Below are 25,348 nucleotides of genomic sequence, written 5' to 3'. Positions count from 1 at the left end.
GCGCCCCGCGTTATAAGCGGGCGGCGTGATGCTGAACAAATACCCTCTGTGGAAATACGTACTGATCCTGGCGGTGCTGGCGATCGGTTTTATTTATTCCGCTCCCAATCTCTATCCTGATGACCCGGCGATCCAGATCACTGGCGCCAGCACTGCGCTGCAGGTCAATCAGGCTGATCTGGACCGTGCGAGCAAAGCGCTCACCGACGCGGGTATCCAGGTTAAAGCGGCAAGTTTGGCTGCTGATGCGAAGGGCGGCTTGTTGCGCCTGACCAAGCAAGAAGACCAATTGCCGGCCAAAGATGTTGTGCGCAAGGTCATGGGTGATGACTATGTCGTCGCGCTGAACCTGGCACAGACCACGCCAAAATGGCTGCGCGCGATTGGCGCACACCCGATGAAGCTGGGTCTGGACTTGTCCGGTGGTGTGCACTTCCTGCTGGAAGTGGACATGGACAAGGCCCTCGACGCTCGCCTGAAAGTCTACGAAGGCGATGTGAAGAGCCTGCTGCGTAAAGAGCGCCTGCGTTATCGCAGCCTGCCGCAGCTCAACGGCGCTATCCAGCTGGGCTTTGCTGACGAAGCAACCCGCGAACAGGCCCGTGCACTGATCCGCAAGAACTTCAACGATTTCGACATTGTTCCGGCCGACCTCAATGGTCAGGCGGTACTGCGTCTGGCGATGACCCCGGCCAAGCTGGCGGAAATCCGTGAATACTCCATCAAGCAGAACTTGACCACGGTACGTAACCGCGTCAACGAGCTGGGTGTGGCCGAGCCGATCGTTCAGCGCCAGGGTGCCAACCGCATCGTGGTTGAACTGCCGGGCGTGCAGGACACTGCTGAAGCCAAGCGTATCCTGGGTAAAACAGCCAACCTGGAATTCCGTCTGGCAGCTGAGCCGGGTGCTACCCGCGCCACTGCCGAAGAATTCGAGTTCCGTGAAGGCAACCGTCCACCTGCACTGATCGAGCGTGGCTTGATCATCACCGGTGACCAGGTGACCGACGCCAAGGCCGGTTTCGGCGAGCACGGCACGCCTGAAGTGAACATCCGCCTGGATGGCCACGGCGGCGAACTGATGAGCCGCGCAACCCGCAGCAACGTCGGTCGCAGCATGGCGGTGATCTTCATCGAACAGCGTCCTGTCACCACCTACACCAAGCAAGTGGTCGACGGCGTCGAGAAAGACGTACCGGTACAAACCTTCAAAGAAGAGAAGAAGATCATCAGCCTCGCGACCATCCAGTCGCCGCTGGGTGCTCAATTCCGCATCACTGGCCTGAACGGCCAGGGTGAGTCGTCCGAACTGGCGCTGCTGCTGCGTGCCGGTGGCCTGGCGGCCCCGATGTACTTCGCTGAAGAACGTACCATCGGCCCGAGCCTGGGTGCTGACAACATCACCAAGGGTATCGACGCTGCGCTGTGGGGCATGCTGTTCGTTTCCCTGTTCATCATCGCCATCTACCGCTTCTTCGGCATCATCGCCACCGTCGCGCTGGCGGGCAACATGGTGATGCTGCTGGCCCTGATGTCGCTGCTGGGTGCAACGCTGACCCTGCCGGGTATCGCCGGTATCGTACTCACCATGGGTATGGCGGTGGACGCCAACGTACTGATCTTCTCGCGGATTCGTGAAGAGATCGCGGCGGGCATGACCGTGCAGCGGGCAATCAACGAAGGCTTCGGCCGGGCATTTACCGCGATTCTCGACTCCAACCTGACCACTCTGTTGGTCGGCGGGATTCTCTTTGCCATGGGCACCGGCCCGGTCAAAGGTTTTGCGGTGACCATGTCCCTCGGTATCTTTACCTCGATGTTCACGGCCATCATGGTGACCCGCGCAATGGTCAACCTGATCTTTGGCGGACGTGACTTCAAGAAGTTGTGGATTTAAGGGGCTGCCATGTTACGTACAATCAACTTCATGGGCGTTCGCAACGTTGCGTTCGGCTTCACCATGCTCCTTACCGTTCTGGCGTTGTTCAGCTGGTTCCATAAGGGCCTGAACTACGGTCTGGACTTCACCGGCGGTACGCTCATCGAGCTGACCTACGAGAAGCCGGCCGACGTTAGCCTGGTGCGCAACGAGCTGGTCAAGGCCGGCTATCACGAAGCCATCGTGCAGAGCTTTGGTGCAACCACCGACCTGCTGGTGCGGATGCCCGGCGAAGACCCGCAACTGGGTCACCAGGTAGCCGAGGCCTTGCAGAAGGTCGGCGGTGACAACCCTGCGTCGGTCAAGCGCGTCGAGTTCGTGGGCCCGCAAGTGGGTGAAGAGCTGCGCGACCAGGGCGGCCTCGGCATGCTGATGGCGCTGGTCGGCATCATGATCTACCTGGCTTTCCGCTTTCAGTGGAAGTTCGGTGTCGGCGCCATTGTGTCGCTGATCCACGACGTGATCGTGACCGTGGGCATCCTGGCCTACTTCCAGATCACCTTCGACCTGACGGTATTGGCGGCGGTGCTGGCGATCATTGGTTACTCCCTCAACGACACTATCGTGGTATTCGACCGGGTTCGTGAGAACTTCCGGGTACTGCGCAAGGCGACGTTGATCGAGAACATCAACATCTCCACCACCCAGACCCTGCTGCGCACCATGGCGACCTCGATCTCCACCTTGCTGGCGATTGCCGCACTGATGGTGTTCGGTGGCGACAACCTGTGGGGCTTCTCGCTGTCGCTGTTCATCGGCGTACTGGCGGGTACCTACTCCTCGATCTACATCGCCAACGTGGTACTGATCTGGCTGAACCTCAACAGCGAAGACCTGATCCCTCCTGCCAGCACCGGCAAGGAGGTCGACGACCGCCCTTGATGGGCGATTGTTGATCTGCTGTTACAAATAAGGCGCGAGTATTGAACTCGCGCCTTTTTTTTTGCTCCAAGGCTGGGTATAGCGCGGATCGTTCGGTCCGTTTGTGATGGTCAGGAGGTTCACGTGAACAAGTCGTTACTGGTTGGTGCGGTATTGGGTGCTGTCGGTGTGACTGCCGGGGGTGCTGTTGCCACCTACAGCCTGGTAAAAAGCGGCCCTGAGTATGCGCAAGTGCTGGCGGTGCAGCCGGTGAAAACCCAGATTAAAACCCCGCGTGAGGTCTGCAAGGACGTTGCGGTAACCCGGCAGAAGCCTGTGCAGGATCAGCATCAGATCGTCGGTACGGTGGTCGGTGCGCTGGCGGGCGGCCTATTGGGTAACCAGGTCGGCGGCGGTAATGGCAAGAAGCTGGCCACGGTGGCCGGTGCGGTCGGTGGCGGTTATGCCGGTAACAAGGTTCAGGAAGGCATGCAGAACCGCGATACCTACACCACCACGCAAACCCGTTGTAACACCGTTAACGACATCAGCGACAAGGTTGTCGGGTACGACGTGCGTTACACCCTGGACGGCAAGGAAGGCTCTGTGCGCATGGATCGCGATCCTGGTAACCAGATCCCGGTCGACAAGGAAGGGCGTCTGGTTATTGGTCAGAACCAGCCGCAGCAGTAATTTCAGGTATAAAAAAAGCACCCCTAGGGGTGCTTTTTTGTGCTCGCTCGCTTAGCGCTTCAGCGAAGCCGGCAGGTGCGGCTGGATCGCCGTCAGTACTGCCTTGAAGCATTTGGTGTTGCCAGCAACCACGTGGCCTTTCTCAAGGAAGTCGTGACCACCGGTGAAGTCGCTCACCAGGCCGCCGGCTTCTTGAATCAGCAGTGCGCCTGCCGCCATGTCCCACTCGGACAGGCCCGACTCCCAGAACGCATCAAAACGACCGGCAGCCACATAGGCCAGGTCCAGGCTGGCTGCACCGGCGCGGCGGATGCCGGCGGTCTGGCCAACCAGGGCGCGGAACATGCCCAGGTAGTTTTCCAGGTTGTCCATCTGGTCATCACGGAACGGGAAGCCGGTACCCAGCAGGGCGCCGTCGAGGCTGGTGCGACCGCTGACACGCAGGCGGCGACCGTTCAGTTGGGCGCCACGGCCACGGCTTGCAGTGAATTCTTCCTGGCGAACCGGGTCCAGCACAACGGCGTGTTCCAGGCGGCCACGGTATTTGCAGGCAATGCTCACGGCAAAGTGCGGGATGCCGCGCAGGAAGTTGGTGGTGCCATCCAGTGGGTCGATGATCCACAGGTAGTCTTCGCCTTCGCCGCTACCTTTGTGCAGGCCGGTTTCTTCACCGAGGATGCCGTGGGTAGGGTAGGCCTTGCGCAGCGCGTCGATGATTTTCTGCTCGGCGGCGCGATCCACCTCGGATACGTAATCCTTGGCGTCTTTTTCGTCGACCTTGATGGTATCCAGGCGCTCGATGGAGCGGAAGATCAATTCACTGGCGCTGCGGGCGGCGCGCAGCGCGATATTCAGCATGGGCTGCATGGATGTGTCACCTAAGGTTGTTAAAGAAAGCCGAGCATTCTAGCAGAAACTTTCTTCAGGTGAAGGACGACGTTACCTTTCATGGCATAACCTTAGGCTGTTCTGTAAGATTTGCTCCCCTTTCCCGTGTCCGAGAGCGCCTCCCTTGCTGCAAAACATCCGTGTCGTCCTCGTCAATACCAGTCATCCCGGCAATATCGGCGGGGTGGCGCGAGCCATGAAGAACATGGGGCTGACGCGCCTGGTGCTGGTCGAGCCGCGTGTGTTTCCGCACCACGAGGCCGATGCCCGCGCGTCTGGCGCCAATGACATCCTCGAAAAAGCCCAGGTCGTCGCCACTCTGGAGGACGCCCTGGTTGGCTGCAATCTGGTGCTCGGCACCAGCGCTCGCGACCGTCGCATCCCCTGGCCACTTCTGGATCCTCGCGAATGCGGGACCAAGGTCGTGGAAGAGGCTGCCGGCGGCGCTGAAATCGCCTTGGTATTCGGTCGTGAAGACTCCGGCCTGACCAATGAAGAGCTGCAGCGATGTCATTATCACGTGCACATTCCATCAGACCCGGAATTCAGTTCGCTGAACCTCGGGGCAGCGGTGCAGGTGTTGAGTTATGAAGTACGCATGGCCTGGCTGGCTGCAGAAGGCCAGCCGAGCAAGGTAGAGAAGGACGAGGTTGCATCGACCAAGAGTGGCGAACTGGCCACCATGGACGAGTTGGAGCGCTTCTATGAGCACCTGGAGCAAACCCTGGTGGCCATCGAGTTTCTCGATCCGGAAAAGCCGCGGCACTTGATGGCGCGCCTGCGCCGGCTATACGGGCGCAGCTCGGTCAGCCGGGCGGAAATGAATATATTGCGTGGCATCCTCACGGAAACCCAGAAAGCGGCCCGTGGCGAGCTTCTTAAGCGGAAGGATTAAAAATGTTCGAGCGTTTGCGAGAAGATATCCAGAGTGTTTTCCACCGTGACCCGGCGGCGCGCAACGCCTTTGAAGTGCTGACCTGCTACCCGGGCATGCACGCGATCTGGATCCATCGCCTGTCCGGCGCCTTGTGGAATATGGGCTGGAAATGGCTGGCTCGGCTGGTGTCGAACTTTGGTCGCTGGTTGACCGGGATCGAGATTCATCCGGGCGCCAAGGTCGGTCGTCGCTTCTTTATCGACCACGGCATGGGCATCGTTATTGGTGAAACTGCCGAGATTGGCGATGACGTGACTCTGTATCAGGGTGTCACCCTGGGCGGTACCACCTGGAACAAGGGCAAGCGCCACCCGACACTGGAAGATGGCGTGGTGGTAGGGGCGGGCGCCAAGGTGCTCGGTCCGTTTACCGTCGGTGCGGGTGCCAAGGTCGGTTCCAACGCTGTGGTGACCAAGGCCGTGCCGCCTGGCGCAACGGTTGTCGGTATTCCGGGGCGGATCATCGTCAAGCCGCAAGTCGGTGATGAGCAGGAAGCCAAGCGCAAGGCCATGGCCGAGAAGATTGGTTTCGATGCTTACGGTGTCAGCGAAGACATGCCCGACCCGGTGGCGCGTGCCATCGGCCAGTTGCTCGACCACCTGCAAGCGGTGGATGGCAAGCTGGATGGCATGTGCGGCGCCCTGAAAGACCTCGGCAGCAACTACTGCGCCAAGGACCTGCCTGAGCTGCGCACCGAAGACTTCGCCGAGATCAAGAGCGAAAGCGCTACCAAAGCCGGCTGACTCTTGAGCCGGTCGCGATCCCTGTGGGAGCTGGCTTGCCTGCGATGGCGGCAAGTCAGTACCGGATAGGCTGGCTGGCACACCGCTATCGCAGGCAAGTCAGCTCCCACATTTGAGCTCCATTGGTCTTGAGGTTGGGGGCTTGACCCTGTTCCCGCTGTTCCATTCGCCTGCGCCCTGCTATTATTCGCGCGCCCTTTTTGCGGGTATTCCTGACTAAAGTACTAGGTCTTATAGTTGACTTAAATACTCGGGAATCGCATACTTGCTCCCATTCTGAAACACCTTGGTACTTGTCCATGAGACTGACTACAAAAGGCCGATACGCGGTGACCGCCATGCTTGACCTGGCCTTGCACGCGCAAAATGGGCCGGTGTCCCTGGCCGATATCTCCGAGCGCCAAGGCATTTCCCTGTCCTACCTCGAGCAGTTGTTCGCCAAGTTGCGCCGCAGCAATCTGGTTTCCAGTGTTCGTGGTCCAGGCGGCGGCTATCAACTGTCCCGCGACATGCAGGGCATCCAGGTAGCCCAGGTGATCGACGCGGTGAACGAATCCGTCGATGCCACCAAATGCCAGGGCCTGGGTGATTGCCACGCCGGCGACACCTGCCTGACGCACCACTTGTGGTGTGACCTGAGCCTGCAGATCCATGAGTTTTTGAGTGGTATCAGCTTGGCTGATCTTGTGACTCGCCGTGAGGTACAAGAAGTAGCCCAGCGTCAGGACCAGCGCCGTTGCAATACAAAGGCGCCGCGTCTGGACAAGATTGAAGCGTCCGCCGTCGAGTGACAGCCGAAGAGCTAACGGCACGCCAGCCAGCCTGATTTAGGAGAAAGTCCATGAAATTGCCGATTTACCTTGATTACTCAGCGACCACCCCGGTTGATCCGCGTGTCGCGCAAAAGATGAGCGAATGCCTGCTGGTTGACGGAAACTTCGGCAACCCGGCGTCCCGTTCCCACGTGTTCGGCTGGAAAGCTGAAGAGGCCGTGGAAAACGCTCGTCGCCAGGTCGCTGACCTGGTGAATGCCGACCCACGTGAAATCGTCTGGACCTCCGGTGCCACCGAGTCCGACAACCTGGCAATCAAGGGTGCGGCGCATTTCTACGCGACCAAAGGCAAACACCTGATCACCACCAAGATTGAGCACAAGGCTGTCCTCGACACCATGCGCCAACTGGAACGTGAAGGTTTTGAGGTCACCTACCTCGAGCCAACCACCGACGGTATCGTGACCCCGGCGATGATCGAAGCAGCGATGCGTGAAGACACCATCCTGGTTTCCGTGATCCACGTGAACAACGAAATCGGCACCATCAACGACATCGCCGCCATCGGCGAGTTGACCCGCTCCAAGGGCGTGTTGCTGCACGTCGACGCCGCTCAGTCCACCGGCAAGGTCGACATCGACCTGTCGAAACTGAAGGTCGACCTGATGTCGTTCTCTGCCCACAAGACCTACGGCCCTAAAGGCATTGGCGCGCTCTACGTGAGCCGCAAGCCACGCGTGCGTATCGAAGCCACCATGCACGGCGGCGGTCACGAGCGCGGCATGCGTTCCGGCACCCTGGCGACCCACCAGATCGTCGGCATCGGCGAAGCATTCCGTGTAGCCAAGGAAGACATGGCTGCCGAAAACGTGCGCATCAAGGCCCTGAGCGATCGCTTCTACAAGCAGGTCGAGCACCTTGAAGAGCTGTACATCAACGGCAGCATGACCGCCCGTGTACCGCACAACCTGAATTTGAGCTTCAACTACGTCGAAGGCGAGTCGCTGATCATGGCGCTCAAGGATCTGGCGGTTTCGTCCGGTTCGGCCTGCACCTCGGCTTCCCTTGAGCCGTCCTACGTCCTGCGCGCCCTGGGCCGCAACGACGAACTGGCTCACAGCTCGATCCGCTTTACGTTCGGCCGTTTCACCACCGAAGAAGAAGTCGACTACGCCGCGCAGAAAGTCTGCGAGGCCGTCACCAAGCTGCGTACCTTGTCCCCGCTGTGGGACATGTACAAGGACGGTGTCGACATTTCCAAGATCGAGTGGGCGGCACACTAACTATAGAAGCCGCCACCCAAAAGGCTCTGTAAAGACGTGGCGGAAAACGCAGGCGTGTTTACAGGGTTCCAGAGCGGCCCTGATGAGTGAGGATTCAGTACCATGGCTTACAGCGAAAAGGTCATCGACCACTACGAAAACCCGCGCAACGTCGGCAAGATGAACGCGGAAGACCCTGATGTCGGCACCGGCATGGTCGGCGCTCCGGCGTGCGGCGACGTTATGCGTCTGCAGATCAAGGTCAACGAAGCTGGCGTTATCGAAGACGCCAAGTTCAAGACTTACGGTTGCGGTTCGGCCATCGCCTCCAGCTCCCTGGCGACCGAATGGATGAAAGGCAAGACTCTGGATGAGGCTGTGACTATCAGCAACACCCAGCTGGCCGAAGAACTGGCCCTGCCGCCAGTGAAAATCCACTGCTCGGTACTCGCAGAAGACGCCATCAAGGCGGCTGTTCGCGACTACAAGCAGAAGAAAGGCTTGATCTAAGCATTTGGCGACGAGTAAGGAGTCACGATGGCTATCAGCATGACAGAAGCGGCTGCGCAGCACATTCGCCGTTCCCTGAATGGGCGCGGCAAAGGTGAGGGGATTCGTCTGGGTGTTCGCACCACGGGCTGTTCCGGCCTTGCCTACGTGCTGGAGTTCGTCGACGAGGTGGTTGAGGAAGATCAGGTGTTCGAAAGTCACGGCGAGAAAGTGATCATCGACCCGAAAAGCCTGACCTACCTGGACGGCACCGAACTCGATTTCGTCAAGGAAGGGTTGAACGAAGGCTTCAAGTTCAACAACCCCAACGTACGCGGTGAATGTGGCTGCGGCGAAAGCTTCAACATCTGAGGCTGATTGTGGGTACTCCTTGTCATTTCGCTTTGTTCGAGCTGCAGCCGAGTTTTCGGCTGGACCTTGAACAGCTTGCCACGCGCTACCGTGAACTGGCGCGTGGGGTGCATCCGGACCGCTTCGCTGACGCTTCCGAGCGTGAGCAGCGCCTGGCGCTGGAGCAATCAGCCAGCCTCAACGAAGCCTATCAGACGCTCAAGAACCCTCCCAAGCGCGCGCGTTACCTGCTCGCCATGGGCGGTCGCGAGCTGCCGCTTGAAGTCACGGTCCAGGACCCTGATTTCCTGATGCAGCAGATGCAATGGCGCGAAGAACTCGAAGAGCTGCAGGACGAGGCCGATCTGGCCGGTGTCGCAGTCTTCAAGCGTCGTCTGAAAGTGGCCCAGGATGAACTCAACGAAAGCTTCGCAGCCTGTTGGGATGATGCAGCGCAACGTGAGCAGGCCGAGCGCCTGATGCGGCGCATGCAGTTCCTCGACAAGCTCACCTACGAAGTGCGCCAGTTAGAAGAGCGCCTCGACGATTAACCCAGTGCCGCCCAGGTTGCACGCCTGATATACAGATAAGTCCTGATTACCATGGCCCTACTGCAGATCGCCGAACCCGGCCAAAGTCCTCAACCGCACCAGCGTCGTCTGGCGGTCGGGATTGACTTGGGCACTACCAATTCTCTGGTCGCTGCGTTGCGCAGCGGTCTTTCCGAGCCGCTGCCCGACGCTGATGGCCAGGTTATCCTGCCGTCTGCCGTGCGCTATCACGCTGACCGCACCGAAGTCGGTGAGTCGGCCAAGCTGGCGGCGTCTTCCGATCCTTTGAACACCGTGCTGTCGGTCAAGCGCTTGATGGGTCGTGGTCTGTCCGACGTCAAGCAACTGGGCGACCAGCTGCCGTACCGCTTTGTCGGTGGCGAATCCCATATGCCGTTCATCGACACCATCCAGGGTCCGAAAAGCCCGGTGGAAGTGTCGGCCGATATCCTCAAGGTGTTGCGCCAGCGTGCAGAAACCACCTTGGGCGGCGAACTGGTGGGCGCGGTGATTACTGTTCCTGCGTATTTCGATGACGCTCAGCGCCAGGCCACCAAGGATGCGGCGAAACTGGCCGGCCTGAACGTGCTGCGCCTGCTCAACGAGCCGACCGCGGCCGCAGTGGCTTACGGCCTGGATCAGCACGCCGAAGGCCTGGTGGCTATTTACGACCTGGGCGGCGGCACCTTTGATATTTCGATTCTGCGCCTGACCGGCGGTGTCTTCGAAGTGCTGGCTACCGGTGGCGACACTGCCCTGGGCGGCGACGACTTCGATCACGCCATTGCTGGCTGGATCATCACCAGTGCCGGCTTGTCTGCCGACCTGGACCCGGGCGCGCAACGTAACCTGCTGCAAACTGCCTGCGCCGCTAAAGAAGCGCTGACTGATGCAGCCTCGGTTGAAGTTTCCTACGGTAGCTGGTCGGCCCAACTGACCCGTGAAGCCTTTGATGCGCTGATCGAGCCGATGGTTGCTCGCAGCCTGAAAGCCTGCCGCCGCGCGGTGCGCGACTCAGGTATCGAGCTGGAAGATGTGGCCGCCGTGGTCATGGTGGGCGGTTCGACCCGCGTGCCGCGTGTTCGTGAAGCGGTAGCTGAAGCCTTTGGCCGCCAGCCGCTGACCGAAATCGATCCGGATCAAGTGGTGGCCATTGGTGCTGCGATCCAGGCCGATACCCTTGCCGGTAACAAGCGCGATGGTGGCGAACTGCTTCTTCTCGACGTGATTCCGTTGTCCCTGGGGCTGGAAACCATGGGCGGCCTGATGGAGAAGGTGATTCCACGCAACACCACCATCCCCGTTGCCCGCGCCCAGGACTTCACCACTTACAAAGATGGCCAGACGGCCATGATGATTCATGTGCTGCAAGGCGAGCGTGAGCTGATCAGCGATTGTCGCTCCCTGGCACGCTTCGAATTGCGCGGTATTCCGGCGATGGTGGCCGGTGCGGCGAAGATTCGCGTGACCTTCCAGGTCGACGCCGACGGCTTGCTCAGCGTTGCCGCGCGCGAATTGGCCTCTGGCGTCGAAGCCAGCATCCAGGTCAAGCCGTCCTACGGCCTGACCGACGGCGAAATCGCCAAGATGCTCAAGGATTCGTTCCAGTACGCCGGTGACGACAAGGTCGCCCGCGTGTTGCGTGAGCAGCAAGTCGATGCCCAGCGCCTGCTTGAAGCGGTGCAGGGCGCCCTTGAGGCTGACGGCGAGCGTTTGCTGGATGCCGAAGAGCGCATGGTCATCGACCTGCAGATGCAGGAACTGGCTGAATTGATGAAAGGCACCGATGGTTATGCCATCGAGCAACAGACCAAGCGCCTGTCGCAAGTGACCGATGCCTTTGCCGCCCGTCGTATGGACCAGACGGTGAAAGCCGCCCTGGCGGGCCGCAACTTGAACGAACTTGAGGATTAACTGATGCCGCAGATCATTTTTCTGCCACACGCCGAGCATTGCCCGGACGGTATGGTTGTGGAGGCTGAGACCGGCAAGTCCATTCTCGAAGTCGCTCACGACAACCACATCGAGATCGAAAGCGCCTGCGGCGGCGTCAACGCCTGTACCACTTGCCACTGCATCGTCCGTGAAGGTTTCAACAGCCTTGAAGAGGCTGATGAGCTGGAAGAGGACTATCTTGATAGGGCGTGGGGTCTGGAGCCGACATCGCGCTTGAGCTGTCAGGCTAAAGTGGGAACAGAAGACCTCACTGTCGAAATTCCGAAATATTCGCTCAACCATGCCGCTGAAGCGCCGCACTGATTCAAGGAAGTGTCATGAGTCTTAAATGGGTTGATGTACAAGATATCGCTATCCTGCTGGCCGACGGTCACCCGGACGTGAACCCTTATTCACTGAACTTTGTAGCTTTGCGTGACATGGTCATGGCCTTGCCAGGGTTTGAAGATGATCGGGAACGCGGCGGTGAAAAGGTTCTTGAAGCTATTCAGACTGCCTGGAAAGAAGAGCAGGACTGAAGCCTCCCTTACGCAGTTAGGCAATACCCAAGAACCCGCGTATAATTCGCGGGTTTAATTTTTCGCAAATTACCGTTTCTGGAGTTACACCATGGCTGTTCAACGTACTTTCTCCATCATCAAGCCTGACGCTGTTGCAAAAAACGTCATCGGCGAGATCACCACTCGTTTCGAAAAAGCCGGCCTGAAGGTTGTAGCTTCGAAACTCAAGCAACTGTCCAAGGCTGAAGCTGAAGGCTTCTACGCTGAGCACAGCGCTCGTGGTTTCTTCGGCGACCTGGTTGCCTTCATGATCTCCGGTCCTGTTGTTGTTCAGGTTCTGGAAGGCGAAAACGCTATCGCTCTGAACCGTGAGCTGATGGGCGCTACCAACCCTAAAGAAGCTGCTGCCGGCACCATCCGTGCTGACTTCGCTGAATCGATCGACGCCAACGCCGTTCACGGTTCGGACTCCGAAGCCGCTGCTGCCCGCGAAATCTCGTACTTTTTCGCTGCTACTGAAGTAACCGCTCGCTAAGCATTGGCTTAAAAGAGCGAAGGTGAATCCATGACTACATTGACTGCAAAAACCAACCTGCTGGGTCTGACTCAACAGGAAATGGAAAAATTCTTCGACTCAATCGGGGAGAAGCGTTTTCGTGCCGCTCAGGTAATGAAGTGGATTCACCATCTTGGCGTCGATGATTTCGACGCCATGACGAACGTCAGCAAGGCCCTGCGCGACAAGCTCAAGGTCATTGCCGAAGTTCGCGGCCCCGAAGTGGTCAGCGAGGACATTTCCACCGACGGTACCCGTAAGTGGGTAGTGCGCGTGGCGTCCGGCAGCTGCGTCGAGACCGTGTACATTCCCCAGGGCAAACGCGGCACTTTGTGCGTTTCGTCCCAGGCAGGCTGTGCCCTGGATTGCAGTTTCTGCTCCACCGGCAAGCAAGGTTTCAACAGCAACCTCACCGCCGCCGAAGTGATCGGCCAGGTGTGGATTGCCAATAAATCGTTCGGCAGCATCCCGGCGACCGCCGACCGTGCCATCACCAACGTGGTGATGATGGGCATGGGCGAGCCGCTGCTGAACTTCGACAACGTGGTTGCGGCCATGCACCTGATGATGGACGACCTGGGCTACGGCATCTCCAAGCGCCGTGTGACCCTGTCGACCTCCGGCGTGGTACCGATGATCGATGAGCTGGCCAAGCACATCGACGTCTCCCTGGCGTTGTCGCTGCACGCACCGAATGACGCATTGCGTAACCAATTGGTGCCGATCAACAAGAAGTATCCGCTTAAGATGCTGCTCGAATCTTGCCAGCGCTACATGGCGACCTTGGGCGAAAAACGTGTGTTGACCATTGAGTACACCATGCTCAAGGACATCAACGACAAGGTCGAGCACGCGGTCGAGATGATCGAGTTGCTCAAGAATGTACCGTGCAAGATCAACCTGATTCCGTTTAACCCGTTTCCCCATTCTGGCTACGAGCGGCCGAGCAACAACGCCATCCGCCGTTTCCAGGATCAACTGCACCATGCAGGCTTCAATGTCACCGTGCGCACCACCCGCGGCGAAGACATCGATGCGGCATGTGGCCAATTGGTAGGACAGGTGCTGGATCGCACCCGTCGCAGCGAACGTTATATCGCCGTGCGTGAACTGAGTGCCGCCGACGATATGCCGCAAAGCGCCGCGACTCGAACCTGAGAGAGGATCTCTATGCCCTTGCGCCTTGCGCTGCTTTTGCTTGTTGCCAGCCTCTCGGCTGGCTGTGTTTCATCGGGCCATGACAGTCCGTTGCAAACCGGCAAGGGCCGTGACGAAGCGCGGGCTGCCTACGTGCAGTTGGGCTTGGGGTACTTGCAGCAAGGGATGGCCGAACAGGCCAAGGTGCCGCTGAAGAAGGCCCTTGAACTGGATGGCAGCGATGCTGACGCCAATGCTGCATTGGCCCTGGTGTTCCAGGCCCAGGCCGAGCCCGAACTGGCTGATCAATATTTCCACAAGGCCCTGGCCACACGTCCTGGCGATCCAAGACTGCTGAACAATTACGGCAGTTTTTTGTTTGCGCAGAAACGTTATGACCTGGCGTCCGAATATTTCCAGCAGGCTGCGGCCGATACCCTCTATCCTGAGCGCTCGCGGGTTTTCGAGAACCTCGGGGTTACCTCGATGCGTCTCGGCCAGCGCGACACCGCCCGCCAGCAACTGGAAAAAGCCCTGCACTTGAACCAGCGCCAGCCACGAGCGTTGCTCGAAATGGCTGAGTTGTCCTTCGAAGACAGGCATTATGTGCCGGCACGTGACTATTACGAGCGTTTTAGCCTGCTGAGCGGGCAAAATGCACGTAGTCTATTGCTCGGTGTGCGCCTGGCTGCGGTTCATGAAGAACGCGACAAGGCTGCACGTTTTGGCCAGCAACTCGAACGACTCTATCCCGGTACGCCGGAATATCAGCAATACCTGTCGGAGCAATGATGAAAGCGGCGCACCCGGAAGTTGTAGCAGCTAATCGTGGAAACCCAGGCGAGACCTTGCGTCAGGCCCGCGAAAGCAATGGTTGGTCGCTGGCAGAAGTGGCCCTCAAGCTCAATTTGACCACGACTTCATTGGGCAACCTTGAAGCTGGCGCGTTCGACAAGCTGCCAGGGCATACCTTCGCCCGCGGCTATATCCGCGCCTACGCCAAGTTGCTCGGTATCGACCAGGCCGCATTGGTCCAGGAATTCGACCAGATCACCGGTACCGATTCCCAAGGCAGCAATGTCCATGGTCTGGGCCGCATAGAAGAGCCTGTGCGGGTTTCCCACACTATTTTGCGAATTGTCAGCCTGCTGCTGCTGATCGCCGTGATCGGCGGTGGTTTTGTATGGTGGCAGGACCAGACCGCCCAGCGCGGCAAGGACTTGTCCAGCAACGCCATGGAGCACGTCGAAGTCGAAAGCGCCGACGGCACCACCCAGATTCATCCATTGGACGAGCCGGAAGACCAGGCCGTGGCCCAGGGCCAGGCGGCGCCTGAGGCAGAGCCAGGCGCCGAGCAGCCTGCTTCGGAAGCCGGTACAGCCACCGCAGTGGCCCCTGTGGCACCTGCTCCAGTAGTTGCCGCGACGCCTGCGACTCCGGCTCACACGCCAGCCGCTCCGGCCCATACCCCGGCCGTACCGGCGCAGGCTCCTGTGACAACAACTCCAGTCACCCCGGCAGCCCCGGCGATTTCCGCGCCAACCACCCCGGTACTGATCGCCGGTGATGGCCGAGTACAAATTACCTACGTCGCTGACTGCTGGACGCAAGTCTCCGATGGCAACGGCAAGGTGCTGTTCAGTGGTCTGAAGCGTAAGGGAGATACACTTGACCAGGGCGGCAAGCCTCCTTTGACGCTGCGTCTGGGCTTCGCCCGTGGCGCGCAAGTGGCCTACAACGGCCAGCCTGTGGACGTGGCGCCGTTCACCAGTGGCGAGACTGCTCGCCTCAAGTTGGGACAATAAAGTCATGCACGGCGAATCTCCAATCAAACGTCGCGTATCGCGCAAGATCTGGGTCGGCTCGGTGCCGGTGGGCGGCGATGCCCCCATTGCTGTACAGAGCATGACCAACAGCGACACCAATGATGTGGCAGCCACTGTCGCCCAGATCAATCGTCTGGAAGCGGCTGGCGTCGACATCGTGCGGGTTTCTGTGCCGGACATGGATGCTGCCGAAGCCTTTGGCCGCATCAAGCAGTTGGTCAAGGTGCCGCTGGTCGCCGATATCCACTTCGACTACAAAATCGCGTTGCGCGTGGCCGAACTGGGCGTCGATTGCCTGCGTATCAACCCGGGCAACATCGGTCGCGAAGACCGGGTTCGCGCCGTGGTGGATGCCGCCCGTGATCGCGGGATTCCAATCCGCATCGGCGTCAACGCCGGTTCCCTGGAAAAAGACCTGCAAAAGAAATACGGCGAGCCGACTCCGGCTGCATTGGTCGAGTCCGCGTTGCGCCACGTTGAACACCTTGAACGCCTGAATTTCCAGGACTTCAAGGTCAGCGTAAAGGCTTCCGACGTGTTCATGGCGGTAGAAGCGTACCGCCTGCTGGCCAAGGAAATCGTCCAGCCATTGCACTTAGGGATTACCGAAGCCGGCGGTTTACGCTCAGGCACAGTGAAATCTGCGGTGGGTCTCGGTATGCTGCTGGCCGACGGGATTGGCGATACCATTCGCATCTCCCTCGCGGCAGACCCGGTAGAGGAAGTGAAAGTCGGCTACGACATTCTCAAATCCCTGCATTTGCGTTCCCGTGGCATCAACTTCATTGCCTGCCCGAGCTGCTCGCGGCAGAACTTCGACGTGGTGAAAACCATGAACGAACTGGAAGTACGCCTCGAAGACCTGCTGGTGCCGCTGGATGTTGCGGTGATTGGCTGTGTGGTCAACGGGCCGGGTGAGGCCAAAGAGGCCCATGTGGGCCTGACCGGTGGTACGCCAAACCTGATCTACATCGACGGCAAGCCGTCGCAGAAATTGACGAATGACAATCTGGTGGATGAGCTGGAACGGCTGATCCGCCAGAAAGCGGCCGAAAAGGTCGAAGCTGACGCAGCGGTTATCGCGCGCGGCTGATCGAACGAATTTAAGGATTTGATGTGAGCAAGTCTCTGCAAGCCATTCGTGGCATGAATGACATCCTGCCTGAGCAGACGCCCCTGTGGCGCTACTTCGAGGGCACTGTCGCGCGTCTGTTGGATAACTACGGTTACAAGCAGATCCGCATGCCGATCGTCGAGTTCACCGAGCTGTTCAAGCGCTCCATCGGTGAAGTGACCGATATCGTCGAAAAAGAGATGTACACCTTCGAAGACCGCAACGGCGATTCCCTGACCCTGCGTCCCGAAGGTACTGCCGCCTGTGTGCGTGCGGTGCTCGAACATGGCCTAACCGGCGGTGGCCAGCCGCAGAAGCTCTGGTACATCGGCCCGATGTTCCGCCACGAGCGTCCGCAAAAAGGCCGTTATCGCCAGTTCCACCAGATCGGCCTGGAAGTGTTCAACCTCGACGGTCCGGACATCGACGCCGAGCTGATCGTGCTGACCTGGCGCCTGTGGGGCATGCTGGGCATCCGTGATGCGGTCAAGCTTGAACTCAACAGCCTGGGCACCAGCGAATCCCGGGGCCGCTACCGCGAAGCCCTGGTTGAATTCCTGTCGGGCCACCTGGACAAGCTGGACGAAGACAGCCAGCGCCGCCTGAAAACCAACCCGCTGCGGGTACTGGACACCAAGAACGCCGAGACCCAGGCCGTACTCGTGGACGCGCCGAAAATGGCCGACTACCTGGACGACGAGTCCCGTATCCACTTCGAGGGCCTCAAGGCTCGCCTGGATGCGGCCGGTATTCCTTACGTCATCAACCCGAAACTGGTGCGTGGCCTCGATTACTACAGCAAGACCGTGTTCGAGTGGGTCACCGACAAGCTCGGCGCCCAGGGCACCGTGTGTGCCGGTGGCCGTTACGACGGCCTGGTCGAGCAGATGGGCGGCAAGCCGACCACCGGTGTTGGTTTTGCCATGGGTATCGAGCGGCTGATCCTGCTGCTGGAAACCCTGGAGCAGGTCCCCGAAGAAATCTCCCGTCAGGTGGACGTGTACTTCTGTGCCTTTGGCGAGGCGGCCGAACTGGCTGCCCTGGCCCTGAGCGAGAAGCTGCGCGACCAACTGCCGAACCTGCGCCTGCAAGTCAATGCCGGCGCCGGCAGCTTCAAAAGCCAGTTCAAGAAAGCCGACAAGAGCGGTGCGCTGTATGCACTGATCCTGGGTGATGATGAGTTGGCCCAGCAAGTGGTAAGTTTCAAACCCCTGCGTGGTCAGGGTGAACAACAAAGCATTGCCTTTGATGCGCTTGCAGCGCACCTGGCCACCTGCATCGTGCAGGGTTGAAGCTGTCAAACAGCCGATTTAGCGATTAAGGAGTATTGGGGTGTCGAGTACTGATGATGACCAGCTGGCCGAGTTCAAAGACTGGTGGCAGCGCAACGGCAAGCCCCTGGTCACTGGCGGCTTGCTGGCTTTAGTAGTGGTGTTCGGCTGGCAAGCCTGGCACAAGTATCAGGCTAACCAGTCGCAAGGCGCCTCGATTATCTATCAGCAATTGCTGGAAACCACGCTGACGCCAAGCGGCAAGCCGGACCTCGCCCAAGTGGCAGACCTGGCCGGCAAGCTGAAGAGCGAATTCGGTGGTAGCACCTACGCGCAGTACGGCAGCCTGTTCGTCGCAAAAGTTGCGGTGGACAACGGCAAGCTGGATGACGCAGCCTCCGAGCTGAAAGCCATCACCGACAAGCCGGCCAACCCGACACTGGGTGAAATCGCACGTCAGCGTCTGGCTCAGGTACTGGCGGCACAGAACAAGGCCGACGACGCACTGAAATTGCTCGACGGCGATGCTGACAAGGCATTCCTGGCTACTCGTGAAGAGCTCAAGGGCGACCTGCTGGTCCAATTGGGTCGTACCGACGAAGCCAATGCTGCGTACCAAAAAGCCAAGGCGGCGCTGTCTGATGAAGCGGCGGTCGGTGGCTTACAAATCAAGCTCGACGACTTGGCCAAAGGGGATGCGTGACGTGATCCGTTGGAAACATGCAGCATTGCTGGCTCTGGCCGTTTTGGCCGCGGGTTGCAGCAGCAACAGCAAAAAAGAACTGCCTCCGGCCGAGCTGACCAGCTTCAAGGAAGAAGTGGTCCTGCAAAAGCAGTGGAGCCGCTCCATTGGTGACGGTCAGGGCGACCTGTACAACCTGATGGTCCCGGCGATCGACGGTGACACCATCTTCGCCGCAGACTCCACCGGCGTTGTGGTCTCCATGGATCGCATGAACGGCGACGTCAAATGGAAGAAAGACCTCGAACTGCCTGTGTCCGGCGCCGTTGGCGTGGGTTCCGGCCTGGTGCTGCTCGGCACGCTGAAAGGCGATGTCGTGGCACTGGATTCGAGCACCGGTGAAGAGAAATGGCGCGCTCGCGTGACCAGTGAAGTGCTCTCGCCACCGGCTACCAACGGTGACGTGGTTGTGGTTCAGACCCAGGATGACCGTGTGATCGGCCTCGACGCCGCCACTGGTAACCAGCGCTGGTTGTACGACAGCACGCCGGCGGTCCTGACCTTGCGCGGTACCAGCGGTCCGGTTGTGACCAGTAACTTGGCACTGGCAGGCCTGTCGACCGGTAAAGTGGTCGCCCTGGACACCCAGAACGGCGTGCCGGCCTGGGAAACCCGGGTCGCTATTCCTCAGGGCCGTTCGGAGCTGGACCGCGTAGTGGACATCGACGGTGGCTTGCTGCTGTCGGGTGATACCCTTTATGTCGCCACTTATCAGGGCCGTGTCGCGGCGCTGGACGTACAGAGCGGCCGGATCAACTGGCAGCGTGATGCTTCCAGCTACGCCGGTGTCGCCCAAGGGTTTGGCAGCGTCTACGTAAGCCTGGCGTCCGGCACCGTTGAAAGTGTCGACGAGCGTTCCACCACTGCATTGTGGAGCAACGACTCTCTGGCCCGCCGTCAACTGTCGGCACCGGAAGTGTTCTCCAGCTATGTAGCGGTAGGCGACTTTGAAGGTTACCTGCACCTGCTGAGCCAGGTGGACGGTCGCTTCGTGGGTCGCGAACGCATCGACAGCGACGGCCTGCGTGCCCGTCCGCTGGTGGTAGGCAACATGCTTTACGTGTATGGCAACAGCGGCAAACTGGAAGCGCTGACCATCAAGTAAGAACTATGCTTGGGGGGCTACCCCTCAGGCAGCTTCACCTGTAGGAGCAAGCTCGCTCCTACAGTCGAGCACCAGCCGCTGCCTTGCAGCGGCTTTTGTATTTTCTGAAATAACGAAGTGGAGAGCCGCATGGTTCCCGTAATCGCCCTGGTGGGCCGACCGAACGTCGGCAAGTCCACCTTGTTCAACCGCCTGACCAGGACTCGCGACGCCATCGTCGGCGACTTGTCCGGTCTGACCCGTGATCGCCAATACGGTGAGGCAAAGTGGCAAGGGCGCTCCTACATTATTGTCGACACCGGTGGTATCTCCGGTGACGAGCATGGCATGGACGAAAAGATGGCCGAGCAGTCGCTGCTGGCCATTGAAGAAGCCGATGTCGTGTTGTTCCTGGTGGACGCCCGCGCGGGCTACACCGCTGCCGACCAGATGATTGGCGAGCACCTGCGCAAGCGCAACAAGCGTTCCTACGTGGTGGCCAACAAGATCGACAACATCGATCCTGAGATGGCCCGTGCCGAATTCAGCCCGATGGGCCTGGGCGACGCGATTCCGATCGCCGGTGCCCACGGTCGTGGCATCACCCAGATGCTGGAAATCGCCCTGCGCGACTTCCCGCGTGATGACGTGGATGAAGTCGAAGGCGAAGAAGAGATCGTTGCCGAAGGCGAGGAAGCCAAGCGCATTCCTGGCCCAAGCGAAAAAGACGGTATCAAGATCGCGATCATCGGCCGCCCGAACGTCGGCAAGTCGACCCTGGTCAACCGGATGCTCGGTGAAGATCGGGTTATCGTCTATGACGAGCCTGGTACCACCCGCGACAGTATCTACATCCCGTTCGAGCGTAACGACGAGAAGTACACGCTGATCGACACAGCCGGTGTGCGCAAGCGTGGCAAGATCCACGAGGAAGTTGAAAAGTTCTCGGTGGTGAAAACCCTGCAGGCGATCAAAGACGCCAACGTGGTGATCTTCGTCATGGACGCCCGCGAAGGCGTGGTAGACCACGACCTGAACTTGCTGGGCTTTGCCCTGGAAGCCGGTCGCGCCCTGGTGATCGCGATCAACAAGTGGGACGGCATGACGCCGAGCGAGCGCGATTTCGTCAAGATCGAGCTGCAGCGTCGCCTGTTCTTCGTCGAGTTCGCCGATATTCACTTTATCTCGGCACTGCACGGTACCGGCGTGGGCAACCTCTACGCTTCGGTGCAGAACTCGTTCAAGTCCGCGGTCACCCGCTGGCCAACCAACCGCCTGACCCAGATTCTTGAAGATGCGGTCAGCGAGCACGCGCCACCGATGGTCAACAACCGTCGGATCAAGCTGCGTTACGCTCACTTGGGTGGTGCCAACCCGCCGATTATCGTGATCCACGGTAACCAGCTGGAGAAAGTGCCGAAGTCTTACGTGCGTTACCTGGAAAACACCTATCGCCGTGTCTTGAAGCTGGTCGGCACGCCGATCCGTATCGAGTTCAAGGGCGGTGAGAACCCGTACGAAGGCAACAAGAACAGCCTCACCGACCGCCAGGTAAACAAAAAGCGCCGGATGATGACGCACCACAAGAAAGCCGACAAAAAGCGCCGCGACAAGCGCTGATCCTGATCGGTTGAAAAAGGGCTCTTTCAGAGCCCTTTTTTGTGCCTGGCGGTTGACCCTTCGCGGCATGCAGCTTAAAACTGGGAGCTCACCGCAAGGGGCGCCCCGATGATCACCAGCAAGCTGCCGAATGTCGGCACCACCATCTTCACCACCATGTCACAACTCGCTGCCGAAACCGGTGCGCTCAACCTGTCCCAGGGTTTTCCCGACTTCAACGGGCCTCAGGGTTTGCTTGATGGCGTGGGCAAGCATATCGCCCTAGGCCATAACCAATACGCACCCATGACCGGCCTGCCGGTGCTGCGCCAGCAAGTGGCGGCCAAGATCGCCCGCAGCTATGGCGCAACGGTGAATGCCGACAGCGAAGTGACCATCACCCCAGGCGCCACCGAAGCGATCTTCTGCGCGATCCAGGCGGTGATCCGCAGTGGTGATGAGGTCATTGTGTTCGATCCTGCCTACGACAGCTACGAGCCCTCGGTAGAGCTGGCGGGCGGTCGCTGCGTGCATGTGCAACTGGGCCTGCATGACTTCGCCCTGGACTTTGAGCGGCTGCGTGCTGCGCTGTCACCGCGCACCCGCATGATCATCCTCAACAGCCCGCACAACCCCACAGGCGCCCTGATCAGCCGCGCCGAGCTGGACCAGTTGGCCGAGTTGATCCGCGACCGCGATATCTACCTGGTCAGCGACGAGGTCTACGAGCACCTGGTATTCGACGGTGTGCCCCACGTCAGCGTGCTGGCCCACGAAGAGCTGTACCAGCGTGCGTTCGTGGTCAGCTCGTTCGGCAAGACCTACCACGTCACGGGCTGGAAAACCGGCTACGTTGTCGCGCCGCCGGCCCTCAGCGCCGAGCTGCGCAAGGTGCATCAATATGTCAACTTTTGCGGCGTGACCCCGTTGCAGTACGCTTTGGCAGACTTCATGGCCGAACACCCGGAGCATGTCGAGGAGCTGCCGGCTTTCTATCAAGCCAAGCGCGACCTGTTCTGCGACCTGCTGGAACCTTCGCGTTTCAGCTTTACCCGGGTGGCCGGTACCTACTTCCAACTGGTGGATTACTCACAGATTCGCCCGGACCTGGATGACGTCGCCATGTCGCTGTGGATGACCCGCGAACATGGCGTGGCCACCATCCCGGTCTCGGTGTTCTACCAGAACCCACCGCAAGGCCAGCGCCTGGTGCGCCTGTGCTTCGCCAAACGCGAGGAGACGCTGCGCCAAGCAGCCGAGAAACTATGCGTGATCTGAGTACGTTACCCAACCTGAACATTGCCCTGGTGCAAACGACCCTGGCCTGGCATGACCGCCAGGCCAACCTCGAGCATTTCGATCTGCTGCTGGAGCAGGCGAGGGGGGCCGACCTGATCGTGCTGCCGGAGATGTTCACCACCGGTTTTTCGATGGAATCGGAAACGCTCGCCGAGCCCGAAAACGGCCCCACCCATCAATGGCTCCAGGCCCAGGCGAAGAAGTACAACGCGGTGATCACCGGCAGTGTGATCATCCAGGCCGCCGACCGCAGTCATCGCAACCGCTTGCTCTGGGCGCGCCCGGATGGCGAGGTGTTGCACTACGACAAGCGCCACTTGTTCCGCATGGCCGGTGAGCACGATCACTACACCCCCGGCGAGCGTCAGGTGCAGTTCGAACTCAAGGGCTGGCGGATTCGTCCGTTGATCTGCTACGACCTGCGCTTCCCGGTGTGGAGCCGTGACGCCCAGGACACTGACTTGCTGCTGTACACCGCCAACTGGCCGGGCGCACGGCGACAGCATTGGAACCGCCTGCTGCCGGCACGGGCCATCGAAAACCTGTGCTACGTGGCGGCGGTGAACCGGGTGGGCACGGACGGCAAGGGTTTTGCCTATACCGGTGACAGCCAGGTCCTGGACTTCCAGGGAGAAAGCCTGCTGAGCGCAGGGGAGGCGGACGGAGTGTTCCAGGTGTGCCTGGATGCATCGGAATTGGCGGCGTATCGCACACGCTTTCCGGCGAACCTGGATGCGGATAGCTTCGAGTTCACCTGAACGGTTTTCGTCGCCTGATAGATTGCTATCGCGGGCAAGCCCGGCTCCCACATTTGATCTGAGTTGTCTGGAGGAATGCATTCCCCTGTGGGAGCCGGGCTTGCCCGCGATGGGGCCCTGACAGCCACCACAAGTTCCGAGCCCAAAAAAGGCCCCTGGACGCTCATCCAGGGGCCTTTTGCATTTGCGCGGCAGTGCTTACGCCGCTTTCGCTTCCAACTGGCTCAACGAACGGTTCAGCGCGCTGAACACGGCCTTGAAGCTCGCCGTGGTGATGTTTTCATCAATGCCCACGCCGTGCACCGGACGCTCACCGTTCACCCGCAGCTCAATGTAGGCTGCGGCCTTGGCATTGGTGCCCGCGCCAATCGCGTGCTCGTTGTAGTCCATGATCTCCACGCCAATCGGCAGCCCGGCCACCAGCGCTTCCAGGGCGCCGTTGCCTTTGCCGTGCCAGCGCAGGTTGGTTTCGCCCTGGCCCTTGCCGGAGACTTCAACTTCCACCGAGCTGTTGCCGTTCTCTTCCTGCAAGCGATGGCTGACCAGCGCGTACGGGGTGTTGGCTTGCAGGTATTCACGTTGCAACAGGCTGTAGATCTGCGCTGCGGTCATCTCCAGGCCCACACGGTCGGTTTCGGCCTGTACTACCTGGCTGAACTCGATCTGCATGCGGCGCGGCAAGCTGATGCCGTATTCCTGCTCCAGCAGGTAGGCGATGCCGCCTTTGCCCGACTGGCTGTTGACTCGAATCACCGCCTCGTAGCTGCGGCCAATGTCGGCCGGGTCGATCGGCAAGTACGGCACTTCCCACAGGGCGTCGTCTTTCTGCTGGGTGAAGCCCTTGCGGATCGCGTCCTGGTGGGAGCCGGAGAAGGCGGTGTGAACCAGATCGCCAACGTACGGGTGACGCGGGTGCACCGGTATCTGGTTGCACTCTTCGACGACTTTGCGGATGCCGTCGATGTCGGAGAAGTCCAGCTGCGGGTCGAGGCCCTGGGTGTACATGTTCAACGCCACGGTCACCAGGTCGACGTTGCCGGTACGCTCGCCGTTGCCGAACAGGCAGCCTTCGACGCGATCAGCGCCGGCCATCAGGCCCAGCTCGGTGGCGGCGACGCCAGTGCCACGGTCGTTGTGGGTGTGCAGGCTGATGATCACGCTGTCACGACGGTTGATATGGCGACCGAACCACTCGATCTGGTCGGCATAGATGTTCGGGGTGGCGCATTCAACGGTGGCCGGCAGGTTGAGGATCACCTTGTGCTCGGGCGTCGGGTTCCAGACTTCGATCACCGCGTCACAGACTTCCTTGGCGAACTCAAGCTCAGTGGCGCTGAAAGTCTCTGGCGAGTACTCGAAGGTCCACTGGGTTTCCGGCTGCTGGGCAGCGTATTTGACGAACAGCTTGGCCGCGTTGACCGCGATGGCCTTGATGCCGTCCTTGTCCTGGTTGAACACGATGCGGCGGAACGACGGTGAGGTGGCGTTGTACAAGTGAACGATGGCTTTCTTCGCGCCGCGCAGGGATTCGAAGGTGCGGGCGATCAAGTCTTCACGGCCCTGGGTCAGCACCTGGATGGTGGTGTCCGCGGGGATGTGGTTGTCTTCGATCAGGGTGCGCACGAAGTCGAAATCGGTTTGCGAGGCAGCCGGGAAGGAAGCTTCGATTTCCTTCACGCCGACGGCGACCAGGGTCTTCCAGAAGCGCAGCTTTTTCACCGCGTCCATCGGTTCGATCAGCGACTGGTTGCCGTCGCGCAAGTCGGAACTGCACCAGATCGGCGCGGCGGTGATGGTCTTCGACGGCCAGGTGCGGTCCGGGATATCAATGGTCGGAAACGCGCGGTACTTCGAAGACGGGTCTTTGAGCATGCTCATCTGGAGAATCCTTGTTGTAGGGCCGAGAAAAGGCGGCCTGCCATGGAACTACTGTTTGGGGATAAAGCTGGGACGAGGCGGTTCGATTCAGCCTGGCAGTCGTGCGCTGACTAGGCACAGGCTGCGGTGCTGGCGAAGCTG

26 protein-coding genes are annotated in these 25,348 nt (G+C 59.9%); 24 read left to right on the top strand and 2 right to left on the bottom strand.

Annotation, left to right across the window (positions count from 1 at the left end):
• Positions 1 to 28: 28 nt before the first annotated feature.
• The 3 genes from secD to HX875_RS26240 all read left to right on the top strand — a co-directional run bounded on the left by secD (position 29) and on the right by HX875_RS26240 (position 3,493).
• On the top strand, positions 29 to 1,897 hold the full coding sequence (gene secD, locus HX875_RS26250) for a protein translocase subunit SecD (RefSeq protein WP_010176872.1): 1,869 nt from the start codon (positions 29 to 31) through the stop codon (positions 1,895 to 1,897).
• 9 nt (positions 1,898 to 1,906) lie between these two features.
• On the top strand, positions 1,907 to 2,821 hold the full coding sequence (gene secF, locus HX875_RS26245; RefSeq protein WP_003210311.1) for a protein translocase subunit SecF: 915 nt from the start codon (positions 1,907 to 1,909) through the stop codon (positions 2,819 to 2,821).
• 123 nt (positions 2,822 to 2,944) lie between these two features.
• Positions 2,945 to 3,493 carry a glycine zipper 2TM domain-containing protein gene (locus tag HX875_RS26240; protein WP_003210309.1) on the top strand — a complete coding sequence of 183 codons (549 nt, stop codon included), beginning with the start codon at positions 2,945 to 2,947 and terminating at the stop codon, positions 3,491 to 3,493.
• A 51-nt stretch (positions 3,494 to 3,544) separates the two neighbouring features.
• Here HX875_RS26240 and suhB read toward each other — a convergent pair whose 3' ends face one another.
• Positions 3,545 to 4,360, bottom strand: coding sequence for a type III secretion system regulator SuhB (gene suhB, locus HX875_RS26235; RefSeq protein WP_003175971.1), 816 nt, complete (start codon positions 4,358 to 4,360; stop codon positions 3,545 to 3,547).
• A gap of 145 nt (positions 4,361 to 4,505) precedes the next feature.
• Between suhB and trmJ the strand changes: the two genes are divergently transcribed.
• The 21 genes from trmJ (at position 4,506) to HX875_RS26130 (ending at position 23,329) form a co-directional block, all read left to right on the top strand.
• The gene (trmJ, locus tag HX875_RS26230; RefSeq protein ID WP_003210307.1) at positions 4,506 to 5,276 is read left to right on the top strand and encodes a tRNA (cytosine(32)/uridine(32)-2'-O)-methyltransferase TrmJ; all 771 of its coding nucleotides are present in this window, start codon (positions 4,506 to 4,508) and stop codon (positions 5,274 to 5,276) included.
• A 2-nt stretch (positions 5,277 to 5,278) separates the two neighbouring features.
• Positions 5,279 to 6,061, top strand: coding sequence for a serine O-acetyltransferase (gene cysE / locus HX875_RS26225; RefSeq protein ID WP_177047064.1), 783 nt, complete (start codon positions 5,279 to 5,281; stop codon positions 6,059 to 6,061).
• A 299-nt stretch (positions 6,062 to 6,360) separates the two neighbouring features.
• On the top strand, positions 6,361 to 6,852 hold the full coding sequence (iscR, locus tag HX875_RS26220) for a Fe-S cluster assembly transcriptional regulator IscR (protein ID WP_003210305.1): 492 nt from the start codon (positions 6,361 to 6,363) through the stop codon (positions 6,850 to 6,852).
• 50 nt (positions 6,853 to 6,902) lie between these two features.
• A complete protein-coding gene (locus tag HX875_RS26215; protein WP_008438290.1) occupies positions 6,903 to 8,117 on the top strand; it encodes an IscS subfamily cysteine desulfurase in 1,215 nt (404 codons plus the stop codon).
• A gap of 102 nt (positions 8,118 to 8,219) precedes the next feature.
• Positions 8,220 to 8,606, top strand: a complete 387-nt coding sequence (gene iscU, locus HX875_RS26210) for a Fe-S cluster assembly scaffold IscU (protein ID WP_003209682.1) — start codon at positions 8,220 to 8,222, stop codon at positions 8,604 to 8,606.
• 27 nt (positions 8,607 to 8,633) lie between these two features.
• A complete protein-coding gene (gene iscA / locus HX875_RS26205; RefSeq protein ID WP_003209680.1) occupies positions 8,634 to 8,957 on the top strand; it encodes an iron-sulfur cluster assembly protein IscA in 324 nt (107 codons plus the stop codon).
• An 8-nt stretch (positions 8,958 to 8,965) separates the two neighbouring features.
• Positions 8,966 to 9,487, top strand: a complete 522-nt coding sequence (hscB, locus tag HX875_RS26200) for a co-chaperone HscB (protein WP_008438289.1) — start codon at positions 8,966 to 8,968, stop codon at positions 9,485 to 9,487.
• A 51-nt stretch (positions 9,488 to 9,538) separates the two neighbouring features.
• Positions 9,539 to 11,401 carry a Fe-S protein assembly chaperone HscA gene (gene hscA, locus HX875_RS26195; RefSeq protein ID WP_177047062.1) on the top strand — a complete coding sequence of 621 codons (1,863 nt, stop codon included), beginning with the start codon at positions 9,539 to 9,541 and terminating at the stop codon, positions 11,399 to 11,401.
• A gap of 3 nt (positions 11,402 to 11,404) precedes the next feature.
• Complete coding sequence (fdx, locus tag HX875_RS26190) at positions 11,405 to 11,746, top strand: ISC system 2Fe-2S type ferredoxin (protein ID WP_010176867.1); 342 nt, start codon at positions 11,405 to 11,407, stop codon at positions 11,744 to 11,746.
• A 14-nt stretch (positions 11,747 to 11,760) separates the two neighbouring features.
• Positions 11,761 to 11,961 (top strand): Fe-S cluster assembly protein IscX, encoded by a 201-nt coding sequence (gene iscX / locus HX875_RS26185; protein ID WP_177047060.1) that lies wholly within the window; start codon positions 11,761 to 11,763, stop codon positions 11,959 to 11,961.
• A 91-nt stretch (positions 11,962 to 12,052) separates the two neighbouring features.
• A complete protein-coding gene (ndk, locus tag HX875_RS26180) occupies positions 12,053 to 12,478 on the top strand; it encodes a nucleoside-diphosphate kinase (protein WP_003175956.1) in 426 nt (141 codons plus the stop codon).
• Between the two features lie 30 nt (positions 12,479 to 12,508).
• On the top strand, positions 12,509 to 13,657 hold the full coding sequence (gene rlmN / locus HX875_RS26175) for a 23S rRNA (adenine(2503)-C(2))-methyltransferase RlmN (protein WP_177047058.1): 1,149 nt from the start codon (positions 12,509 to 12,511) through the stop codon (positions 13,655 to 13,657).
• 12 nt (positions 13,658 to 13,669) lie between these two features.
• Positions 13,670 to 14,428, top strand: coding sequence for a type IV pilus biogenesis/stability protein PilW (gene pilW / locus HX875_RS26170; RefSeq protein WP_177047050.1), 759 nt, complete (start codon positions 13,670 to 13,672; stop codon positions 14,426 to 14,428).
• Positions 14,428 to 15,441, top strand: a complete 1,014-nt coding sequence (locus HX875_RS26165) for a RodZ domain-containing protein (protein WP_177047048.1) — start codon at positions 14,428 to 14,430, stop codon at positions 15,439 to 15,441. The genes pilW and HX875_RS26165 overlap by 1 nt, the downstream gene beginning before the upstream one ends.
• 4 nt (positions 15,442 to 15,445) lie before the next feature.
• Positions 15,446 to 16,555 (top strand): flavodoxin-dependent (E)-4-hydroxy-3-methylbut-2-enyl-diphosphate synthase, encoded by a 1,110-nt coding sequence (gene ispG / locus HX875_RS26160; RefSeq protein ID WP_003209666.1) that lies wholly within the window; start codon positions 15,446 to 15,448, stop codon positions 16,553 to 16,555.
• Positions 16,556 to 16,578: 23 nt separating this feature from the next.
• Positions 16,579 to 17,868 carry a histidine--tRNA ligase gene (gene hisS, locus HX875_RS26155; RefSeq protein WP_076017543.1) on the top strand — a complete coding sequence of 430 codons (1,290 nt, stop codon included), beginning with the start codon at positions 16,579 to 16,581 and terminating at the stop codon, positions 17,866 to 17,868.
• Positions 17,869 to 17,908: 40 nt separating this feature from the next.
• On the top strand, positions 17,909 to 18,550 hold the full coding sequence (locus tag HX875_RS26150) for a YfgM family protein (protein ID WP_177047046.1): 642 nt from the start codon (positions 17,909 to 17,911) through the stop codon (positions 18,548 to 18,550).
• Positions 18,543 to 19,694: an outer membrane protein assembly factor BamB gene (bamB, locus tag HX875_RS26145; protein WP_177047044.1), complete on the top strand. Its 1,152-nt coding sequence runs from the start codon at positions 18,543 to 18,545 to the stop codon at positions 19,692 to 19,694. Before HX875_RS26150 ends, bamB begins: the two co-directional genes overlap by 8 nt.
• A gap of 129 nt (positions 19,695 to 19,823) precedes the next feature.
• Positions 19,824 to 21,293 (top strand): ribosome biogenesis GTPase Der, encoded by a 1,470-nt coding sequence (gene der, locus HX875_RS26140; RefSeq protein WP_088423691.1) that lies wholly within the window; start codon positions 19,824 to 19,826, stop codon positions 21,291 to 21,293.
• A gap of 108 nt (positions 21,294 to 21,401) precedes the next feature.
• Complete coding sequence (locus tag HX875_RS26135) at positions 21,402 to 22,550, top strand: pyridoxal phosphate-dependent aminotransferase (protein WP_177047042.1); 1,149 nt, start codon at positions 21,402 to 21,404, stop codon at positions 22,548 to 22,550.
• A complete protein-coding gene (locus HX875_RS26130; protein ID WP_177047040.1) occupies positions 22,538 to 23,329 on the top strand; it encodes an amidohydrolase in 792 nt (263 codons plus the stop codon). The genes HX875_RS26135 and HX875_RS26130 overlap by 13 nt, the downstream gene beginning before the upstream one ends.
• A 198-nt stretch (positions 23,330 to 23,527) precedes the next feature.
• On the opposite strand, the gene leuA is transcribed toward HX875_RS26130, so the two are convergent.
• Entirely contained in the window at positions 23,528 to 25,207 is a 1,680-nt protein-coding gene (gene leuA / locus HX875_RS26125; RefSeq protein WP_177047038.1) for a 2-isopropylmalate synthase, read from the bottom strand.
• Positions 25,208 to 25,348: the final 141 nt, after the last annotated feature.

The sequence above is a fragment of the Pseudomonas yamanorum genome, from assembly GCF_013386765.1.
In the GTDB taxonomy this organism is placed as follows: Bacteria; Pseudomonadota; Gammaproteobacteria; order Pseudomonadales; family Pseudomonadaceae; genus Aquipseudomonas; species Aquipseudomonas yamanorum_A.
Note: the sequence above shows the minus strand (reverse complement) of the source record. Positions and strands in the feature narration are given on the sequence as shown.